This is a genomic window from Aquitalea aquatilis, from assembly GCF_005155025.1.
GTDB classification, from domain to species: domain Bacteria; phylum Pseudomonadota; class Gammaproteobacteria; order Burkholderiales; family Chromobacteriaceae; genus Aquitalea; species Aquitalea aquatilis.
This window is the reverse complement of sequence record NZ_CP039731.1, coordinates 2,539,775-2,558,052: the sequence shown is the minus strand read 5'-3', so window position 1 is coordinate 2,558,052 and position 18,278 is coordinate 2,539,775. Positions and strand designations below refer to the sequence as shown.

15 protein-coding genes are annotated in these 18,278 nt (G+C 54.3%); 14 read left to right on the top strand and 1 reads right to left on the bottom strand.

What is annotated here, in order from left to right:
- Nucleotides 1-278 precede the first annotated feature (278 nt).
- The 9 genes from FAZ30_RS11970 (at nucleotide 279) to FAZ30_RS11930 (ending at nucleotide 12,855) form a co-directional block, all read left to right on the top strand.
- Nucleotides 279-3,230, top strand: coding sequence for a type VI secretion system Vgr family protein (locus tag FAZ30_RS11970; protein ID WP_137009490.1), 2,952 nt, complete (start codon nucleotides 279-281; stop codon nucleotides 3,228-3,230).
- Nucleotides 3,227-5,167, top strand: a complete 1,941-nt coding sequence (locus FAZ30_RS11965; RefSeq protein ID WP_137009489.1) for a phospholipase D-like domain-containing protein — start codon at nucleotides 3,227-3,229, stop codon at nucleotides 5,165-5,167. The genes FAZ30_RS11970 and FAZ30_RS11965 overlap by 4 nt, the downstream gene beginning before the upstream one ends.
- Nucleotides 5,160-6,209, top strand: a complete 1,050-nt coding sequence (locus FAZ30_RS11960) for an SEL1-like repeat protein (RefSeq protein WP_137009488.1) — start codon at nucleotides 5,160-5,162, stop codon at nucleotides 6,207-6,209. The genes FAZ30_RS11965 and FAZ30_RS11960 overlap by 8 nt, the downstream gene beginning before the upstream one ends.
- A gap of 1,063 nt (nucleotides 6,210-7,272) precedes the next feature.
- Nucleotides 7,273-7,662, top strand: coding sequence for a hypothetical protein (locus tag FAZ30_RS11955; protein ID WP_137009487.1), 390 nt, complete (start codon nucleotides 7,273-7,275; stop codon nucleotides 7,660-7,662).
- Nucleotides 7,663-7,717: 55 nt separating this feature from the next.
- Entirely contained in the window at nucleotides 7,718-9,187 is a 1,470-nt protein-coding gene (locus tag FAZ30_RS11950; protein WP_137009486.1) for a GIY-YIG nuclease family protein, read from the top strand.
- A 202-nt stretch (nucleotides 9,188-9,389) separates the two neighbouring features.
- Nucleotides 9,390-10,346, top strand: coding sequence for a DUF932 domain-containing protein (locus FAZ30_RS11945; RefSeq protein ID WP_137009485.1), 957 nt, complete (start codon nucleotides 9,390-9,392; stop codon nucleotides 10,344-10,346).
- 4 nt (nucleotides 10,347-10,350) lie between these two features.
- Nucleotides 10,351-10,812, top strand: coding sequence for a hypothetical protein (locus FAZ30_RS11940; protein ID WP_137009484.1), 462 nt, complete (start codon nucleotides 10,351-10,353; stop codon nucleotides 10,810-10,812).
- A 166-nt stretch (nucleotides 10,813-10,978) separates the two neighbouring features.
- The gene (locus tag FAZ30_RS11935; protein WP_137009483.1) at nucleotides 10,979-11,962 is read left to right on the top strand and encodes a YqaJ viral recombinase family nuclease; all 984 of its coding nucleotides are present in this window, start codon (nucleotides 10,979-10,981) and stop codon (nucleotides 11,960-11,962) included.
- The gene (locus FAZ30_RS11930; RefSeq protein ID WP_137009482.1) at nucleotides 11,959-12,855 is read left to right on the top strand and encodes a recombination directionality factor; all 897 of its coding nucleotides are present in this window, start codon (nucleotides 11,959-11,961) and stop codon (nucleotides 12,853-12,855) included. Before FAZ30_RS11935 ends, FAZ30_RS11930 begins: the two co-directional genes overlap by 4 nt.
- Here FAZ30_RS11930 and FAZ30_RS11925 read toward each other — a convergent pair.
- Nucleotides 12,842-13,192: a helix-turn-helix domain-containing protein gene (locus FAZ30_RS11925; RefSeq protein WP_137009481.1), complete on the bottom strand. Its 351-nt coding sequence runs from the start codon at nucleotides 13,190-13,192 to the stop codon at nucleotides 12,842-12,844. The two genes, FAZ30_RS11930 and FAZ30_RS11925, sit on opposite strands and share 14 nt — an antisense overlap.
- Before the next feature lie 199 nt (nucleotides 13,193-13,391).
- Between FAZ30_RS11925 and FAZ30_RS11920 the strand changes: the two genes are divergently transcribed.
- The 5 genes from FAZ30_RS11920 to FAZ30_RS11900 all read left to right on the top strand — a co-directional run bounded on the left by FAZ30_RS11920 (nucleotide 13,392) and on the right by FAZ30_RS11900 (nucleotide 18,204).
- Nucleotides 13,392-13,715 (top strand): hypothetical protein, encoded by a 324-nt coding sequence (locus FAZ30_RS11920; protein WP_137009480.1) that lies wholly within the window; start codon nucleotides 13,392-13,394, stop codon nucleotides 13,713-13,715.
- 111 nt (nucleotides 13,716-13,826) lie between these two features.
- Nucleotides 13,827-14,405: a DUF4339 domain-containing protein gene (locus tag FAZ30_RS11915; protein WP_168190830.1), complete on the top strand. Its 579-nt coding sequence runs from the start codon at nucleotides 13,827-13,829 to the stop codon at nucleotides 14,403-14,405.
- A 98-nt stretch (nucleotides 14,406-14,503) separates the two neighbouring features.
- Complete coding sequence (locus FAZ30_RS11910) at nucleotides 14,504-15,388, top strand: GTPase family protein (RefSeq protein ID WP_168190829.1); 885 nt, start codon at nucleotides 14,504-14,506, stop codon at nucleotides 15,386-15,388.
- Between the two features lie 451 nt (nucleotides 15,389-15,839).
- A complete protein-coding gene (locus FAZ30_RS11905) occupies nucleotides 15,840-17,279 on the top strand; it encodes an RES family NAD+ phosphorylase (RefSeq protein WP_137009477.1) in 1,440 nt (479 codons plus the stop codon).
- Nucleotides 17,280-17,424: 145 nt separating this feature from the next.
- A complete protein-coding gene (locus FAZ30_RS11900; RefSeq protein WP_137009476.1) occupies nucleotides 17,425-18,204 on the top strand; it encodes a hypothetical protein in 780 nt (259 codons plus the stop codon).
- The last annotated feature ends 74 nt before the right edge of the window (nucleotides 18,205-18,278 follow it).

Below are 18,278 nucleotides of genomic sequence, written 5' to 3'. Positions count from 1 at the left end.
AGCTTCTTTCTGGAACCTGGCTGGCCTGGCAATCGGTAGATGAACCATTGCAGCTACTTTGGCATGAAACATTCCTGTCGTTTCCACACAGCCTCGCCGACGAACTGCCTGTGGCGAATGCCTGACGCGCGCCCTTCCGTCCCTTTGCCTATATTGATGGCCATCCGTAGAACTACGCATTCATGCCATTCCACCTTGTCCAGTGCATGTTAGGCGCATAAACTGTTGAACTTTCAACAGAATGTGAAGATTCACGTCAGCAGACGTGATGAGACGCCATGGACTTTTCTACACTGCTCGCCAGCTTCGCCGCCGCCTTTTCCCAGCACCAGCGCCTGCTCACCCTGCAGCTGGATGGCGGGCAGATCGCCGCCGAGCAGTTGCTGCCGCACACCCTGGACGGCAGCGAGGGGGTGTCGGAAGCCTATCGCTATCAGCTGAGCTGTCTGTCACCCGACGGCAATATCGAACTCAAGTCGCTGCTCGGTGTAGCCGCCCGCCTGGGTGTGCTGGATGCCGATGGCAGCGAGGTGGTGCGTTGCGGGGTAGTATCGCGGGCCGAGCTGCTAGGCAGCGATGGCGGCTTTGCCAAGTACGGCCTCACCATCGAGCCGCCGTTTGCGCTGCTGCGGCTACGCCGCACCTCGCGGGTGTTTCAGGACTTGTCGGTGCCGGACATCGTTAAACAGATCCTGGCCGAACATCAGGCTGCCAATCCGGTGTTTGCCCAGGTGCAGTCACTGGAGTTCCACACCGCCAGCGCCAGCCCGCGCAGTTACTGTCTGCAGTACCGCGAGAGCGATTTCGACTTCATCGTGCGGCTGTTACACGAAGAGGGTTATGCCTGGCGTTTCGAACATGTCGATGGCGAGCATCCGCAGGTCAAGCTGGTGGTGTTCGACGACGCTTACAGCCTGCCGCCGGCCGCCAGCGAGCGGGTGCGCTTTCACCGCAGCGATGCCACGGAGGAAGAAGACGGCCTCACCGATTGGAGCGCCGCCCGCCAGGTGGTATCGGGCAATGTGGCGCTAGCCAGTTTTGATTACCAGCCCACCGCTACCCAGCAGTCTTTCGACCAAAGCCGCATCCAGCAAGGCCGTAGCGGTGATGCCTTGCAATCCACGCTGCAGGATTACGACCCGCAGTCGCTGTACTACGCCAGCGATGCCGAGCAGCTCAGCCAGTACGCCCAGCTGCGCCAGCAGGCGCACGATGTGCAGGCCAAGCAGTTTAGCGGCGCTGGCTCGGTGCGTAGCCTGCAGGCCGGCCAGTGGTTCCGGCTGGATGAACACCCGGCACACGAGGGCGACAGCAGCGAGCAGCGCGAATTCGTGGTTACCGGCCAAACCTTCCGCGCCAACAACAATCTGCCGGGCGATCTGACCAGCAGCCTGCGGGGTTTGCTGGGCAATGACGCCAGCACAACAGACAGCAGCCCCTTCCAGACCACCATCACCGCCCAGCGTCGTGGCATTCCGCTGACACCGGCTTACGCCCACAGCACCCAGGCCAAGCCCACCTCCAACGGGGTGCAGACTGCCACCGTGGTCGGCCCGGCGGGCGAAGAAGTGCATACCGACGAACTGGGCCGCATCAAGGTGCAATTCCACTGGCAGCGGCCGGACGAACACCCCAGCATCGGGGCCAAGCTCGACGACACCTCCTCCTGCTGGCTGCGCGTGGCCATGCCCAGCGCCGGCGCGGGCTGGGGCCACCAGTTCATCCCGCGCATCGGCCAGGAAGTGCTGGTGGACTTTATCGAAGGCGATATCGACCGCCCGGTGATCGTCGGTGTGCTGTATAACGGCAGCCACGCCACCCCGGCCTTCAGCGGTGCCGGTGCGCTCCCGGCCAACAAGACGCTGTCCGGTATCAAATCCAAAGAGCATCAGGGTGGCCAGTACAACGAGCTGTTATTCGACGACACCCCCGGGGAAGTGCGCGCCAAGCTATCCAGCGAACCCGGCAAGACCCAGCTCAATCAGGGCTTCCTCACCCATCCCCGCAGCAATGGCAAAGCCCAGCCACGCGGTGAAGGCTTCGAACTACGCACCGACCAGCACGGCGCCATCCGAGCCGGGCACGGCCTGCTGCTCAGCACCGAAGCGCAAAACGGCGCTGGCGGCAAACAACTGGCGCGCGAGCATGCGCAAAGCCAACTGCAATCAGCCGTTGCGCTGAGTCAGGCCTTGGCTGAAACCGCTACCGCCCAACTGGCCGATACGATGGAAACTGGCCCGGACGGTATTGGTGAAGACAATGCAAAGACAGGCAAGAAAACCAAGGGACACATGCAGCATCAACTGGATGCCTTGGCTGCTTGGGAAGCCGGAAGCAATACTGACAAAGATGGCAAGACCGCAAAAGACCAAGCAGGTCAGCAGCCCCAACTGGTTTTGTCAGGCCCTGCAGGCATCGTCAGTGTCACTGAACAAAGCCAGACAGTGAACGCCGGTACCAATTTGAATCTTGTTGCACAGCGCGATGCTAACCACACTACGGGGCGCCGTTGGATTCACAATGTTGGTAAGCACATCAGTTTGTTCGTGGCCGGGGTACAAGACAAAATCGCCATGAAACTCATTGCAGCCAAGGGCAAAGTGCAGATCCAGGCGCAGAGCGATGCGATGGAGCTGACAGCGGATAAGGATGTGACGATTACCTCCTGCAAGGAGCGCATCACCATTGCAGCCAAAGAAGAGATTCTGCTGGCCTGCGGAGGCGGCTATATCCGGCTGAAAGGCGGCAATATCGAAATCCACTGCCCAGGGACCGTTTCGGTTAAAGGTGCCAGCCACAACCTCTCCGGGCCGGATCGGATGACGGTAGCGCATCCGGCGTTTCCAAAGAATATTCCGAACGAGCCTTTGTCTTTGCACATGGACCAAGCCCCCCAAGGTGGGGGTAGTAGTTGGACTGGCATGCCGTATACGCTGTTTGCAGATGGTGCCGAGATACAGCGTGGAGTGATTGATGAGTCGGGTCACTTGAAGGTCAAGCATGCACCGATTACTCAAAAGTACACAGTGCAACTGGCAAATGGCGTCAAGTTTGATGTGCCCGTCACCAATACATTGAGCAATCCTGGCAAGGGCATGTTGGCCAATGCAGGCTTCCACAAAGTAGATGCGGGTGGTGCTCCTCAAGACGGGCGTGTGGAGGCCGACGATCATGCACGGGCACGCTACAACAGCCTGTTGAATGGTCCCAATGCAGGAGAACAAAAATGAGCGATAAGACAATCACTGCTCCGGTATGTACCAAGGAGCAGATGAAAGCACACCTGACCCTACCCTGGTTTGTACAGAAGAGTGAATACCACTCGCACCCTGCAAGCTTCCAGATTCTGGTCAATGGCGAGGACGCTTTTGCAGCAGTCCATTACGCGCTTGCCAAGGCCAAGAAAAACATTTGCATCATCTGCTGGGGCTTTCAGCCATCCATGTACTTTGTGCGCAAGGGTGCAGACATGGTGAAGTATGCGGATGTCGCTGAAGCGGTTCCCGCGCAAATAGGCAAGCTACTGGAGCACAAAGCAAAGCAGGGAGTACAAGTACGGGTTTTGTGCTTCGCTTCCAAGGTCGGAGGGCTATACGTCAATACAACAGCGGTAACCGTTGAAGAGACACAAACACCGGGACGTTGGGCAGTTGGTATCAAGGACAAGCCGGCCTTCGAAATTCCTTCGCAATACGACTACGACAAGCATTGGTATTCCTATTACGACGAAGATCAGGCTGCTGCTGGCACCGCAGAAAAGAAACAACGTGATCGTCAACATCCGGATATTCCCAGTAAGTATCTGCATTTTCGTAGCCGGGGTTTTGGTCCACGTAGTCGCGACCATATTTTGACCCAGACCTACGATGATAAAGGCCTCAAAGATAGAACCAAATCCTTACTGGCGACGGCTCCCAGTCATCACCAGAAAATGGTGTTGGTCGATTACGACGATGCCAAAAACCATGTTGGCTTTGTGATGGGCCACAATATGTTGGACGAGTACTGGGATACCAACGAACATAGCGCAAAGAGGAAGGCCCCCAATCTTGGTCGCAACGGAACAGTTGGCCCGCGTGAGGATTTTTCCAGCCTAGTCACCGGCCAAGTAGTAGGCGACATGTTTCATAATTTCCGCCGGGCCTGGCGCGATGAAACCAAAGAAGATCTTGCCTTGCCACCATGCGGTTTTGCATCCTATCAGCCGCGCGTTGATGGAAAAGCCAACAAAGCAGCCATGGTGCAGTTGGTGCGCACTCAGCCGGAATACAAAAAACAAGACATCAAAAAAATGTACCTGCAGGCGGTCAATAACGTTACCTCCTATATCTACATCGAAAACCAGTACTTCCGCTGGCCACCGTTGGCTGAGAAAATCAAGGCCGTGGCCAAGGCCCAAAAAGAAGCCTGCCGACCTTATCCGGTTTACCTCTTTGTGGTAACCAATACCAGCAAGGCCGGTGTTGGCGCTGGCACCGTCAATACCTACCGCATGCTAGACAGTCTGGGCCGGGCCGATATGATTCCCGCAGTAGCCCGAGCTGAAAAGGCTGACGATCTTGAAGCGCGCCTGGGCCAGGCCAAACAAGCAGAGCACGAGGCACGCTTCATTCATCTGGCCAATGTACTCAGCCCCAGCAAATTACGGGAAAAAACCCGACAAGCGCTGGATGAAGCAATTGCCAGACGGCAGCAAGCCGAAAAGGCTTACGAAGCTGCACAAAAGCCGGATGCTCCCCTTTCTGTCGTGGAGCAGCCAGGCTTGAAGACCCATATCTGTTCGCTGGTGGCCATGGACTCACCTCCAGCCGACTGGGTTGAGGTCTACATCCACGCCAAACTGATGATCGTCAATGATGCCTTCCTTACCCTTGGCTCTGCCAATATCAATACCCGCAGCATGCAGGTGGACAGTGAATTGAACCTGGGACTGGATCGCCCGGAAATAGCCAAGGCATTAAGGCAGGTATTGTGGGGGAGGCATACCAACAGCTGGGAGAATGCAAATCCTGAGAGAATGGACAAAGAGACGGATGCAAAACTTACATTTGAGCAATGGCGGATGATTTTAGTTAAAAATAAATCTGCCATGACTCATGGGGATGGCCCAGTCGCGCCACTCCGTGAATTTTTGCGTGTAGACCCCACCCGGAGCAATAGTGACTAAATCCCGTTTATTTGCCCTGATTTTGACTCTTAGCCTGGCCGCCTGTGGTGCCAAGGAGCGTTCCGTGCCTGATCTGAAAAACGTTGAAGAAAAGCTGGCCTTTAGCTGCGTATACGAAAAAGCCCATCTGCCCAAGCTGGATGAACAGGCAGATCAGCTCTACCGCTATGCGCGCTGGTTGTATAAAAACCAGCTGGAAAAGGAAGACCCATTACGTTACCCGGAAATGGAGCGTTATTACCGTATTGCCACTGCCTACGGTCACTACAAGGCCAATCTGGATCTACGCGAAATGATTGGTCGTGGTACTGCGTGGAGTGCCGATCCAGTCAAAGAGACACTGGACCTGACACAGGACTTGATCGACAGGGGCATTCCCGGTGGCTATTACGATATGGGCCGCTACCTCAAAGCTGGCTACGGCGTTAAGCAAGATGAGGAGTTAGCCAATCGCTACTATCGTAAAGCGGCGGACTTAGGCAACCCGGAAGCGCAGTATCTGGTTGGAGACAAACTAACCAATCTGACAATTGCACATCCGGGGCCATTTGCGATTGGCAATGAAATGAAAAAATGTGCAGCAGAGCAAGGGCATGGTAAAGCAGCGGTAGAATATGGTTACCACATGATTTATGAGGAAAAACTGACTGAAGCAGTCAGTTTTTTTCAGCTTGCAACAAAATGGGGAGATCCTACGGCAGCATTAAATTTAGGTAATGGTTTCGGTCGTATCACTACCGAAAATAAGCAGCGAAATGATTTAGGTCTGCAGCAGGATGATGAACGTCAACGTAGATACTTATTGATCATGGGCGTGTTAAGTGATTACTCCTACGCCCACCCCTCAGTCCCCGAACTGGATGAAATCGTCCCCCTGCCACCAGCCAAACTACCGCCCTGGGATGGCAAAATTCAATGGCTGAAAGATCACGAAGCCAATATTGCGCCACCCAAACCCAGCGAAGCCTTGCTGGAAAAACTGGCCAAGGCCAAGGGACTGGACCCGAAGACAGGAAGACCGCTAGGTGCCGAGCATTCCTAAAACATGGCCATACTGCGCGCTGCTATGGTTGCTTACCGCTTTCTGGAGGCACGAGGGACAATGCAAGGCCATTCACACTGCGTGATTATTGAGGATGATGCCAGTAACACCATTGATGGCATTCCCGTCGCGTATGAGGGCCATAAAACCAGCTGCCGTGAATGGCGCTGCCAATTGCAGCAAGCAGTGACTAATTGAATATGGCCTGGGCGCAATCCAAGAAATTCGACACATTACCAACGGCTGTCCAGCATGCGATTCAGCACTGGCAATCCTACCCGACGGGCTACCATCCCACGTCGGCTGAGCGACTAAAATTGTTAGCTCAGGTTCAGGCCATCGCTCAAGCATGGGGTGGGGAATGCCTGTCAGACACATACCTGGGCATTCAAGGACATCTGCTATTTGCCTGCCAGCATGGGCATGTGTGGGGGAGAACACCCGCTACATTACTGGCTGGAAACTTCTGTCCAGAATGTGGTAGCCGGCAAGCTGTTACCCTGAAGCGCCTGAAGGATTGGGCACGAAGGCGCGGCTGGCTATGCCTTTCTGACGTGTTTGTTGATCAGGCCACCCCAATGTCCTGGCAATGCGATAAAGGGCATCGCTGGCAGAGCAACAGCAAGAATATCAAGGCCTGCAAAGGCTGCCCTGAGTGCTATCGGGCAGAGCGATACCACAGCCTGGCTACGATGCAGCGTGTGGCAATAGAACGCGGTGGGAAGTGTTGGTCCATCAGCTATGCCAATGTGGATACCAAGATGATCTGGGAGTGTCATCGCGGGCACTTCTGGATAGCGCCCCCTATGCGGGTCTTGAGTGGGAGCTGGTGCCCCCTGTGTGCCCGGTTGGATCGTATTTACCGGCCAGGCAGTACCGCACGGTACAAGTACACAAGCTCCCAAAGGGGCCTTTAGCTCACCAGATGTCGGCCTACTCTTTCGCCATTGCAGACACTCGACAACACTCGCTTTAAAATGGTACCTGCCTGTCGAATTATGATTAATACCAACCACTCCGATGCTGCGCTTTTATCGTTCTTCACTTCAGGCAGAATCTGCCAATGAACAAATCTCTCAACACTAATCCCGCTCTGCGTCGTACCGTAGACCATTGCGCACTGCGCGCCCATCTGGTGCTGGACACAGCTCGCCACCAACCGATGACCATCAATCAAGCGGGGGAGCTAGGCTGCTACCTGGAAACAGCGTGGCAAGGAGCCTGTCGAGCGTTCAAATCGCCACCGGTCAAATTGGGAAAAGCGAAAGCTACCATGATTATCCTACTGGGGCAGTGCTACACAGAGTCTGACACCATGATAGTGACGGAAGAGCAATGGCATGCTCTGCGCGAAGGGGTGAATTGTGCCGATGGTGTCTGGCAGCGTTTACCAGCCGGGATGCTGCTGACAACCATGCAAAGCATTCGACAAGACATAAATCACAAAAATTAATTATTTGGCATGAAATGGAGTATGGTTGGCCTTTAAGCTTTGACACCGTATTTCAATGCTCAGTGAAAGCCAGACCCCCACACGAAAACCTTGGTACCGAGAAGACGATAAATGCCCACTCTGCAAGAGCGGACGAATCACGTTTCGCAGAAACCAGTACGATAGCCGCGTATTCTTTGGCTGCTCAAACATCCATAAATCTAATTGCAGGTTCAATGCCGACATCCCGGAAAGACCCGGCTATGTCTACGTACTTACCAATCCAGGCTACCATCTGAACGGCTTGCCAGTCCTCAAAATTGGCTATACCACGAAGTCGATGGAAGCCTGCTTGGCTCAGATCAACAACACGACAGGAGTGCCATTCGAATTCCACGTGGAATATCAGGAGATGGTGTGGAAAGCATGGGCAACCATGCATCAAGCCCACAAGTCCTTACAGACCAAGCGCCTGAATCCTGACAACAATGAGCGGGATTTTTTTGTCTGCTCTATTACAGAGGCTACCGACGCCGTTAAGGCTGCTGTCCAAGGGGATATCAGCTATAGAGCCGAGCGACCACCAGAGCCAAGCAAGGATGACGACGATGTCGACTCAGAGGCCTTGCTAGAGCCTGATGCTGCTGAGCAGGAGGCCGCTAGAAAGGAATGGTACGCAGGTCAGCGTACTGATACGCCTGGCTATGTTTACGTCCTCAAAAACGATGTCTACCATGACGGCAATACCCCTCTCCTGAAGATTGGCTATACCAGTAAAGAACCAAGTGAACGAGCTGAGGACCTTTATCGCTGGGAATATGAATGCCGTGGAGTACCCCAGCGTTTCAACGTCGCCTTTGCCGACCGCTTCGAGCATGCTTTCGATGCAGAACAGCGGGTTCACGAGGTATTAAGTGCGTTTCGGGTCAACCCCAAACGCGAGTTTTTTGCTTGCACGCTGGAAGAGGCCAAATCAGCCATTCAGGCTGAACAAAAACGTGAAGCCCCCCACCCCATCCCTACCAAAACCATCCTCGACCCAAGTATCGTTCTTGCTGAAAAGCAAGATCCCGCACATCGCCCTGTACCTGTACCTGTACCTGCACCTGCACCTGCACCTGCACCTGCACCTGCACCTGCACCTGCACCCATCATCGTCTCTCCGCAACGTCCTGAGCGTCCAGCGCGGGTGCTCCAACCGACGACCAGCCGCCATGAACTCCCGAAGCGCTGGCAGCCCACCCGTCGGCAGGTCATTGCAGGCTTGATCCTTGCAGGCTGTGTAGCGGTGGCTGTGCCTGGATATCGTTTCTTGTCCAGTTGGGTGTCATCGCTACAGAATCCAGCCGCAACTCAAACACCGGATCCGGTCCCCCATCCCAAGCCCAAAAAAGCGCATGGGCATCCGAAAAAGAAGAAAAAACACAAAAAAGTTAAGAACCAGCAACCATCCGAGGGCACGGCGGAGCCAGCACCACAATTCGAGACACCGTCGCCAGCCGATATTGCGCCATCCAATCAATCTGGCGAACCAAATCCAGGCTGACGACGTGCCAAAGGATACCCGCCGACGGGACCAGTTTCCTATAGAGACCGGACCATTTCTTAGCGCTGCCTGCTAAAAGCATCAGTCTATTTATTTTCAGACCTATATCACCCCTTTGAACACGCACAGTGACCCCCACTCTGGGTGTCCTTTATGCCCTGGCCTCCGTCTTGATGGGGGCCATTTTCATTGGAGTGATCTCATGTCCCATCTCATCGAATCCATGGCCTTTGTCGGAGCCACGCCCTGGCATGGCCTGGGCAACCCGCTTTCTCCCCAACAGCCGCTGGAAGTGTGGTTGACCGAAGCCGGTATGGACTGGCGTATTGAACAGAGTGATGTCTTGTTCAACGTCGCTGACGACGGTATGCACATCCGTCCCTTTGCTGATTCCAAGGTGCTGTATCGGTCCGACTCTCTGGCACCACTGTCGGTGGTCTCGCCGCGTTACAAGGTGGTGCAGCCGTCGGAAGTGCTGGAGTTCTATCGTGACCTGGTCAGTGCTGGTGGCTTTGAGTTGGAAACTGCTGGGGTATTGAAGGGTGGCCGCAAGTTGTGGGCGCTAGCCAAGACCGGGCAGGAAGCGCTGCTCAAGGGTGGCGATCGGTTGAAGGCTTATCTGCTACTGGCCACCAGTTGTGACGGCACGCTGTGTACTACGGCGCAATTCACCTCGGTACGGGTGGTGTGCAACAACACCTTGCAGATGGCAGTGAAGGACCGAACCGGCGCAGTGAAGGTGCCCCACTCCACGGTGTTTGATCCACAGCAGGTAAAAGATGCACTGGGACTTGGCCTGTCCGCCTGGGATCGCTTCATCGGCAACATCAAGCAGCTGTCGCAACGGACGGTTTCCCCTGAAGAGGTCAGCCAGTTCTTCCGTGAAGTACTGGACGAACCGTTGGTGAAAGGGGCCGAGGATGCGGTGACTTCTAAGGCGCTGCAGCAGGTGTCGGCACTGTATAGCGGTGGGGGCATGGGTTCGATGCTGGCCGGTACTCGTGGTACGGCCTGGGGCCTGGTGAATGCGATGACCGAGTATGTCGACCATCGCCGCCGTGCCCGTAGTCAGGACTACCGACTGGATTCGGCCTGGTTCGGTCAGGGGGCCCAGCTCAAGGGTAAGGCACTGGAGCATGCACTGGCCCTGGTGGAATGATGCCATGGCCTCCGTGCAATCCATTGCGTTGACCGCAGCCTGTCTGACGGCAGGGATGCGTGACTTCTGCACCTGGAACAGCCTGGGTGTGGCATACGACGGCCCGGATGCCGAGCGCAGTCTGCTGGTGATCTGGGGTGCGGGTTGTCTGGAACTACATGCCGAGCTGGTGCAGTACGCGCCGATGGTGGCAGCCCTCGCTGACACCTTGTATGACCAGCTGAATCAGGGTGCGCCAGGTGTGTGGCATTACGAGGTAACAGAAGCGCTGGGCAGTGCCATTGCCGAGTGGATCGTCCTGCACGATGGCGTGGCTCCTTCCCTCGATTGGGTCAAGGCGTGCCTGGTACGGCTGGCGGGCGAATTCATGCTGCGTGGCCAGCCCCAGCAGTGGCCCGCCATCCGGCAGATCCTGTTGACCCTCTCCCCTGAGTTGCCGGTGATCGTGCCGGTGGCCCCATCGTGAATCTGCGGGTTGGTCTGATGTTGGCCTGATTCTGTCTTGTTGGTTCTTCTGTCCTGCCCTGCTGTCGTTTCTCTTGTTTCTGCTTTCCCACTACATCCCCCTATCAAACCTATCGCCCGGTCAGCCTTGCTGCCGGGCTTTATGCCTTTATAAGGAGTGTTTCGCCATGGCTGAACGCTACGCACAGGCCATTCGTCTGGCCTCTACCCTGAAGTTGTCTCGTGATGAATGGCTGCGTATCCGGCAGCTGGGCATTGGTTCGTCAGATGCCGCCCCGGCGATTGGACTGTCGCCGTACAAGTGCCCGCTGTCCTTGTGGCTGGAGAAGACCGGTCGCAAGGAGCCGGAAGATCTGTTGGAGAAAGAGCCTGTCATCTGGGGCACGATTCTGGAACCCATCCTGGCCCGGGTGTACGCCGAGCGTACCGGGCGCAAAGTACGGCGGGTGAATGCGGTACTGCAGCATCCTGAACACCGTTTCATGCTGGCCAATCTGGACCGGGAGGTGCGTTGTCCTGATGAGGGCTGGGGCATTCTGGAGATCAAGACAGCCAGTTATCACTCTGCCCCGCAGTGGGAGGAAGGCATCCCGGTGACCTATCAATGCCAAGTGCTGCATCAGCTGGCGGTCACCGGCCATGACTGGGCCGATGTAGCGGTGCTGATCGGCGGTCAGGATTTCCGTATCTATAGAGTGCTGCGCGATGAAGACAAGATCGCTGATTTGATCGCCCGGGAGACTGGATTCTGGCAACACGTGTTACTGGACACCCAACCCGCACCGGATGGTTCGGATGATGCTGCGTCAGCATTGTCCTGGCTGTTCCCGCGTGACGATGGCCAAACCATCGACCTGTCGGAATCAATTGAAGGGAATCGGCTGTTCTCTGCCTTGTTGGCTGAGCGACAACGTAAAGAGGATGCCGAGGCCCGGGAGGCAGCCATCCGGCAGCAGATCCAGAACGTGTTGGGCCATGCTTCCGCCGCCGTATTCCAGTCTGGCCATATCACCTGGAAGCGCACCAAGGATCGCTTTGCGCCTGATGTAGAACGCCTGTCACAAGACCATCCCACCCTGCTGGCCCAGTACAGCAGGTCCATTGCCGGTTCCCGGCGCTTTGTCATTCAAACGGAAAGGAAAGCATCGTGATTAAAGGTCTCGCCATTACCCCGCCAGTGATTGGACGCATCAGCATTGGCAAACTGGTTCAGAAACAAGAACGGTGGCTGCCGGAGAAGGACGACAGCTTTTCATTGACCACCCAGGTACAGAGCCGGGATGGCTGGTTGCTACATCCCTTGCACCAGGCACTGTCGGAGCAGGCACAGAATGGCAAGATTCGCGCCATTCCGATCCAGCTGCTGTTCAACGACAGCGAGCTCAACCTGCGTGCCGAATACAGTGCCTTCGACCGAAACAATGGTCGTCCGGTCTGTGTCGGTAACGGAGAGACAGCACGGCGGGTGACCAGTCAGGGCATGGAAGAGATGGGCTGCGTAGGACCGGATCGTTGCCCGCTGGCCAAGGAGTTGGGCTGCAAGCTATATGGCCGGCTCAACGTGCAGGTAGAAGGTCAGCAGGATGAACTGGGCAGCTTCATCTTCCGCACCACCGGCTACAACTCGGTCCGTACCCTAGCAGCACGCTTGAAGTATTACGAAGCAGCCAGTGGCGGTAACACCAAGCATCTGCCGCTGTTACTGCGTCTGCGCGCCAAGAGCACCACCCAGTCGCACCGTACTCCCGTGTACTACGTCGATCTGACCCTACGCGATGGCCAGACCCTGGCCGAAGCCGTCAGTACCGCGCGCAAGGTAGCCGATGAACAACTGGAAGCTGGTATCGACACTGCCGAGCTGGAGCAAGCCGCCCGGCTGTTGCTGCAGAACGGTCAGTTCGAGGATACCGAGGAGGAAGTACCGCAGCTGCTGGAGGAGTTTTATCCGGCCGTGGAAAGTGGTGCTGAATCAGAGGAGAAGCCGAAGGCAGTGTCTCGCCCTACCCGGCTCACGTCCAAGCTGGGTGCCGTCAGGACAGCTTAGCCAGCCGGTTGGTCAGTTGCTCCACCATCGCCAACACCATCTCCCGATCTGCACTGTCCAGGCGGGCCAGCATCTGCGCCAGATGCTGTGCCTGCTCAGCGGGACGGTTGCTGGACTCCACCAGCAAGGCTGAGGCGTCGCAGTTAATCAGGCTCGCCAGTTCCAACAGGCGGGCCACCGTCGGCATCACCAGTCCCCGCTCCATGCGGGAGACCGCTTCATTCCCTATCTTCAGTTGTTCCGCAACCTGTTCCTGGGTCAGTCCAGCTTCCTGCCGTCGCGCCGCAATGGCTTTGCCAATGCTCAATGCCAATGCGTCCACCTTCGTTTTTGCCATCGTATTCTCCATTCAACTCGAATAGTGGCAAATCAACCCATTGACATGAACATCCCAACAGGATGATTATCAACCCATTAAGATGAATTAATGCTTTTAAAGGCAGATTTGTCTTACAGACAAGGGTCTTCAGCAGCACACATGACACCCTGGACTGCATAGACGAACCGCTTAACTTGATCTCATTTGGAGACTAACCATGAAACACACGCTGATCATCGCGGCCCTGCTGGCCGCTGCATCTTCAACCGCCTTTGCCGCCAAGGCTGGGGTGGGCAATTGCATCTACCCGAAGCACGACAACACCGTGGTATACGAGCAACCGAACACTGCACCGACCACCCGCATGAACAAGGTCGGCCTGTTCGCCTTCACGGTCAAAGCCGTCGCACCCGGCGGCTGGGTCCGCCTGGAAACAGTGCCCAACTATAGCCTGCCCAATCCGGATGCCGGTGCGGGCCAGTTTGCCGGCTGGGCCAAGATGACAGACTTCATCCAGCAAGACTTGCGCAACTGTAACTAGGACCACGCTGCGGCCCACGGATACCCATCGGGTGGCACTACCCAGTGGGCCCTCCTCTGCCTTTCCTTCATCTGCGCAATGCCCTGGGGCAATCAGTTGCCCACCCAATTCATGACCACAATAATCAGGGAGATTTTTATGCCTACATGGCACTACGAACACAATGGCCAGCGTCACGGCCCCGTTTCTTCCGAAGTCATTACCGCACTGATCCACACCAACACGCTGAATGGCCAATCACTGGTCTGGAATCCAGCTCTGCCAGGATGGACCGCCTTGTCTCAAACTGAACTGTCCGGGCAATTACCCGTAAGCCAGATACCGCCGGCCCTGCCCAGCCACAAGATCAGCAATGTTGCTGTCGGCTTCTTATGTGTCGCACCGCTGCTGGGCTTCCTACTGCAAGCCATGGTGGCTGGTGCCATGTCCAGTAGCGAGTTCACCCTGGACCAAGAAGTCACGACCGCACTCCAGACAAACAAGTACTGGTACATCGCCTTGCTGCTGAATATCGGCTTGAGCCTGTGGGACTGCAAACGCCTGGAGAAAGCCGGGATAGATACCGAAGGCTTTGGCAAAACGGCCCTGATCGTGCCGGTCTACTTGTGGAAGCGGGCTAAATCCTTGCAGAGTGGCACCCACTTCTTCTGGATCTGGCTGGCCAGTTTTGGCTTTACCTTGCTGATCTAACCCTGCGTCACGATGTTCTGAACACACCGCACACCGACCACAGCGCCCATCTCCGTTACCACGGGATGGGCGTTGTCGTTTCCAGAATGGAGCCTCTTATGTTCTTACCGACATTTCATGGCGAGCAGATGCTCTCCTACCTCAGCAGTACCCTCAACCTGCATGGACAGACCTTTACCCAGGCACAGCGTGAAGAACTGCAAGCGCGTATCGAAGAGCTGGTCAACTATCAGGCCGTGGTCGGCATCATGGGTAAAACCGGGGGTGGCAAGTCCAGCTTGTGCAATGCCCTGTTCGGCCAGGAGATTGCCGAAGTAGATGACATTGCCGCCTGCACCCGCTACCCACAGGAATACACCCTGGCGTATAAAAATGGGAAAGGGATTGCCCTGATCGACGTTCCTGGGGTCGGGGAAAGCATCGGTCGGGATCAGGAATACACCGACCTGTACCAGCGCCTGCTGCCGGAACTGGATCTGATCTTGTGGGTAGTCAAAGCCGATGACCGGGCCCTGGCTATTGATCAGCAGGTGTTCAACAGCGTCATCCGCCCTTACCTGACAGATCGGGACATCCCGGTGCTGTTTGTGATCAGCCAGGTCGATAAAGTTGCCCCTTTCTGGGAGTGGGACCACGAACGGCATCTACCGAGCAGCAGCCAGCAAAGCAATCTGAGCCGCAAGCAGATCCAGCTATCCCAGACCTTCGACATCGCCCTCGACCATATCTGTGTCACTTCCGCCGAAGAAGGCTATGGCCTCACCGGCCTGGTCGAGCAGATCGTCACCCTGCTGCCCAATCAAAAAAAGTGGGCAATCGCCCGAGAGGCCAAACCTGAATACGTGTCAGGAAAGGCTTATCAGACTGCAAGCAAAGGGCTGTGGGAAACCATCAAAGAAACAGCCACCAGCATCCTGCGGGAAGGCTGGTCGGTAATCTCCAGCAAGGTGGAAAGCTGGCTGGACAAACTGTTCAACTGGTAGGGCATAGAGGGCAAGGCTTCGGCCTTGCCCTCTATGCTGTACTAGTACTGGATTTCTTTTTTTGGTTAGAACGAAGGAAACAGGCTGTAATCGGTTATTCGAACTGCAGGTACCAGATAGTGCGGCCATAAACCAGAAGCTAATGTGACTGGCATTATGGGAAAACAGCCCTTTCGTTTTAATCTGCCGGGTATTACAAGGCGGCATGGAAATTCTGCTCTCTGCCGGTCACCACCATTCACCTCTTCTGCAGTACAGTTGATTGAATAGCAGACAAGCCTTGTAGCCTGTCATATCTGCTGCTTGTGCTTCCATCAAAGAGACCCGTTATGCATTTGTGCTAGCATGACTGTTGCTTACCAAGAAAATACACCCTCCAGCATTCCCGGAGGTCTAGTTTATCGTGAGCCACTACCGGGACGATAACCTCTCATTCGGAGCATTTGTATCGATGGATACCGATCAAGAACTGGAAACCGAAGATAAGCATCTTTGTGCAGCTTGTATTGGTGAAAGCTACCTTCAAGGTGAGGTCAATCAAGATGGAGCTATCGCCACATGTCATTACTGCGGCCAAAGGGGACCTTGTACCACGATTGGGGCTCTTGCTGACATCTTTTCGCGCGTGATTGAGGACCACTACTCACTCACTCCAAGCGAACCCTCCTCCTTCGATTATGCGATGATCAAGGAAGGCTTTGGGGATTGGGAGCGAGGAGGCGATCTCCTCTCTTCGGTCATTGGTGAAGCTGCGATAATCGATGAGGAACCATCAGAAGACATCCGAGTAGTCCTCGATGATAGGTACGGTGATCCATATGCATATCAAATTGGTGAGGATAGCCCCTATTGCTCGGATGCTCACTATGAGGTACGTAAGCTTGAACCTTTTGAGCTCCGAGCTGGTTGGGAGTATTTTGAGCGAAGTATCAAACAAGAGACCCGTTTTTTCAACCAACCTGCCGAATCTATGTTTGAGGTTCTGTTCCAAGGATTAAGTGATCTCAAAACACGATCGAAAAAGAGAGTTATCATTGCTGCTGGTCCTAATGAGAAGATCAACGCACTGTATCGAGCTCGTGTCTTTCAGTCTGATACCACCCTGAAAAAAGCAATCCTGCGACCCGATAGGGAAATTGGGCCTCCACCGTCACAGGCTGCATCTGCAGGGCGAATGAATGCCCGCGGTATTGCCGTTTTCTATGGCTCTACTCGTCCTAAGATGGCTCTGTCTGAAGTTAGACCTCCCGTTGGAAGCCGTATTTTAATGGGCCGATTTGACTTAATAAGACCATTGAATCTTCTCGATGTTGAAGCATTACGATCGCTTATCGTACCCGGGAGCCTTTTCGACCCCAAATACAAAACTAGACTTGAGAAGGCCCAGTTCTTAGAACAGCTGAGCCATCGCATCTCCATGCCAATCATGCCCGACGATGAGGTATTTGACTACTTAGTGACTCAAGCCCTTGCGGATTATTTAGCTAGCAAAACCTCACCTCGTATTGACGGTATCATCTACCCATCTGCACAAAGTCACGGTGGCGGCAGTAATGTAGTTCTCTTCAATTCGGCAGCAAGAGTTGAAGAGCTTGCTCTACCACAAGGCACTCAACTATCCGTACACACAAGTCATTACTCTGATGGGGACCCCAACACAGATTATTGGGTATGGGAGGAAGTCCCTAAAAAAGAGCCCACAGCCCCCAAAGAAGAATGTTCATTTATGAGTCTTCTTGACATCAACGATGATCATGGCCCCAGAGAACTAACTTTGCGTCTCGACACCACAAGCATGAAAGTCCATCACGTCCGTGGAGTTAGCTTCGTCACTAATGAGCATGATATTACTCGACATCGGCGTGAAATTTCAGAAAATACTGAATTATGAAACCAGAAAGTGCATTCCATCTAGAAGAAAATGGCCTAAAATGCCTGAATATAATAATTAAAAATTTATAGGCGCAATCATATCAGATCAAGCATAATTTATTTTTATCAAAAAATATTTATTGAATTATTAGGTATTTAAGATCATGTCATCCATAACTGACTTCCACTGGTTAGAATCGATTAGCCATATTGCAGCCCCAGCAGGCCTTTCTATCGGGACGTTTCTCTACATATTGCGGGACGTAGTCGCCAAAAACATATTCCCGAACCTAACGAAGCAACAAGCTTTTCGGATCATTCTATTTGTCGTTTTTTCCGCTTGGACTATGGGCCTTGCCAGTATTGCTGCATGGGTATACGTTACCGTCTCAAACTCAAGTGGTACCACCACAATCCAAAGCATCAACCAACAACAGTCGAGCAGTGCAATTTCCGCATCAGCAACGACAACTAACCCACCGCTGTCCATGGATATGCTGAGAAACCTCACTTACAAGCTTGATGGTGAGATCGTTACACTCCAAGATGGGAAACGTGAATTCACCCCAGAAACAGACAACGGCCTGAATGAACATGCCACTGCTGTTTTTCTTACAGATCATGCATTTGGTGATTTAAATGGGCATGGTAGCAATGATGCCATCACAGTTCTGCAAAAGTCAGATGGAGGCTCTGCCATCAATTATTTCCTTGCCGCCATTTTTAATAAACATGGCATGGCAGAACAACATGGAGAAGCTTACTTCCTAGGAGATCGAGTAGATATCAAAAGTATCTCAATTCAAAATCATATCGTAACCGTACAACTCATGATGCACGGACCTAATGACCCATTGTGCTGTGCAACACAATTTCGGATACTCAAGTTTGCACTCAAGGGAGAGACCCTACAATGCACAACCGAGCCATGTTCTGAAATTTAATTTACCTATCCATGACCAGAAGCTATCTGAATAGTCCTTCAACTAAACCATAATAAATGACAAGCAGGTACCCC

Coding starts and splice junctions, on each gene's coding strand:
- FAZ30_RS11970 (WP_137009490.1), top strand. CDS start 279: ATGGACTTTTCTACACTGCTCGCCAGCTTCGCCGCCGCCTTTTCCCAG.
- FAZ30_RS11965 (WP_137009489.1), top strand. CDS start 3,227: ATGAGCGATAAGACAATCACTGCTCCGGTATGTACCAAGGAGCAGATG.
- FAZ30_RS11955 (WP_137009487.1), top strand. CDS start 7,273: ATGAACAAATCTCTCAACACTAATCCCGCTCTGCGTCGTACCGTAGAC.
- FAZ30_RS11950 (WP_137009486.1), top strand. CDS start 7,718: ATGCTCAGTGAAAGCCAGACCCCCACACGAAAACCTTGGTACCGAGAA.
- FAZ30_RS11945 (WP_137009485.1), top strand. CDS start 9,390: ATGTCCCATCTCATCGAATCCATGGCCTTTGTCGGAGCCACGCCCTGG.
- FAZ30_RS11940 (WP_137009484.1), top strand. CDS start 10,351: ATGGCCTCCGTGCAATCCATTGCGTTGACCGCAGCCTGTCTGACGGCA.
- FAZ30_RS11935 (WP_137009483.1), top strand. CDS start 10,979: ATGGCTGAACGCTACGCACAGGCCATTCGTCTGGCCTCTACCCTGAAG.
- FAZ30_RS11925 (WP_137009481.1), bottom strand. CDS start 13,192: ATGGCAAAAACGAAGGTGGACGCATTGGCATTGAGCATTGGCAAAGCC.
- FAZ30_RS11920 (WP_137009480.1), top strand. CDS start 13,392: ATGAAACACACGCTGATCATCGCGGCCCTGCTGGCCGCTGCATCTTCA.
- FAZ30_RS11915 (WP_168190830.1), top strand. CDS start 13,827: ATGACCACAATAATCAGGGAGATTTTTATGCCTACATGGCACTACGAA.
- FAZ30_RS11910 (WP_168190829.1), top strand. CDS start 14,504: ATGTTCTTACCGACATTTCATGGCGAGCAGATGCTCTCCTACCTCAGC.
- FAZ30_RS11905 (WP_137009477.1), top strand. CDS start 15,840: ATGGATACCGATCAAGAACTGGAAACCGAAGATAAGCATCTTTGTGCA.
- FAZ30_RS11900 (WP_137009476.1), top strand. CDS start 17,425: ATGTCATCCATAACTGACTTCCACTGGTTAGAATCGATTAGCCATATT.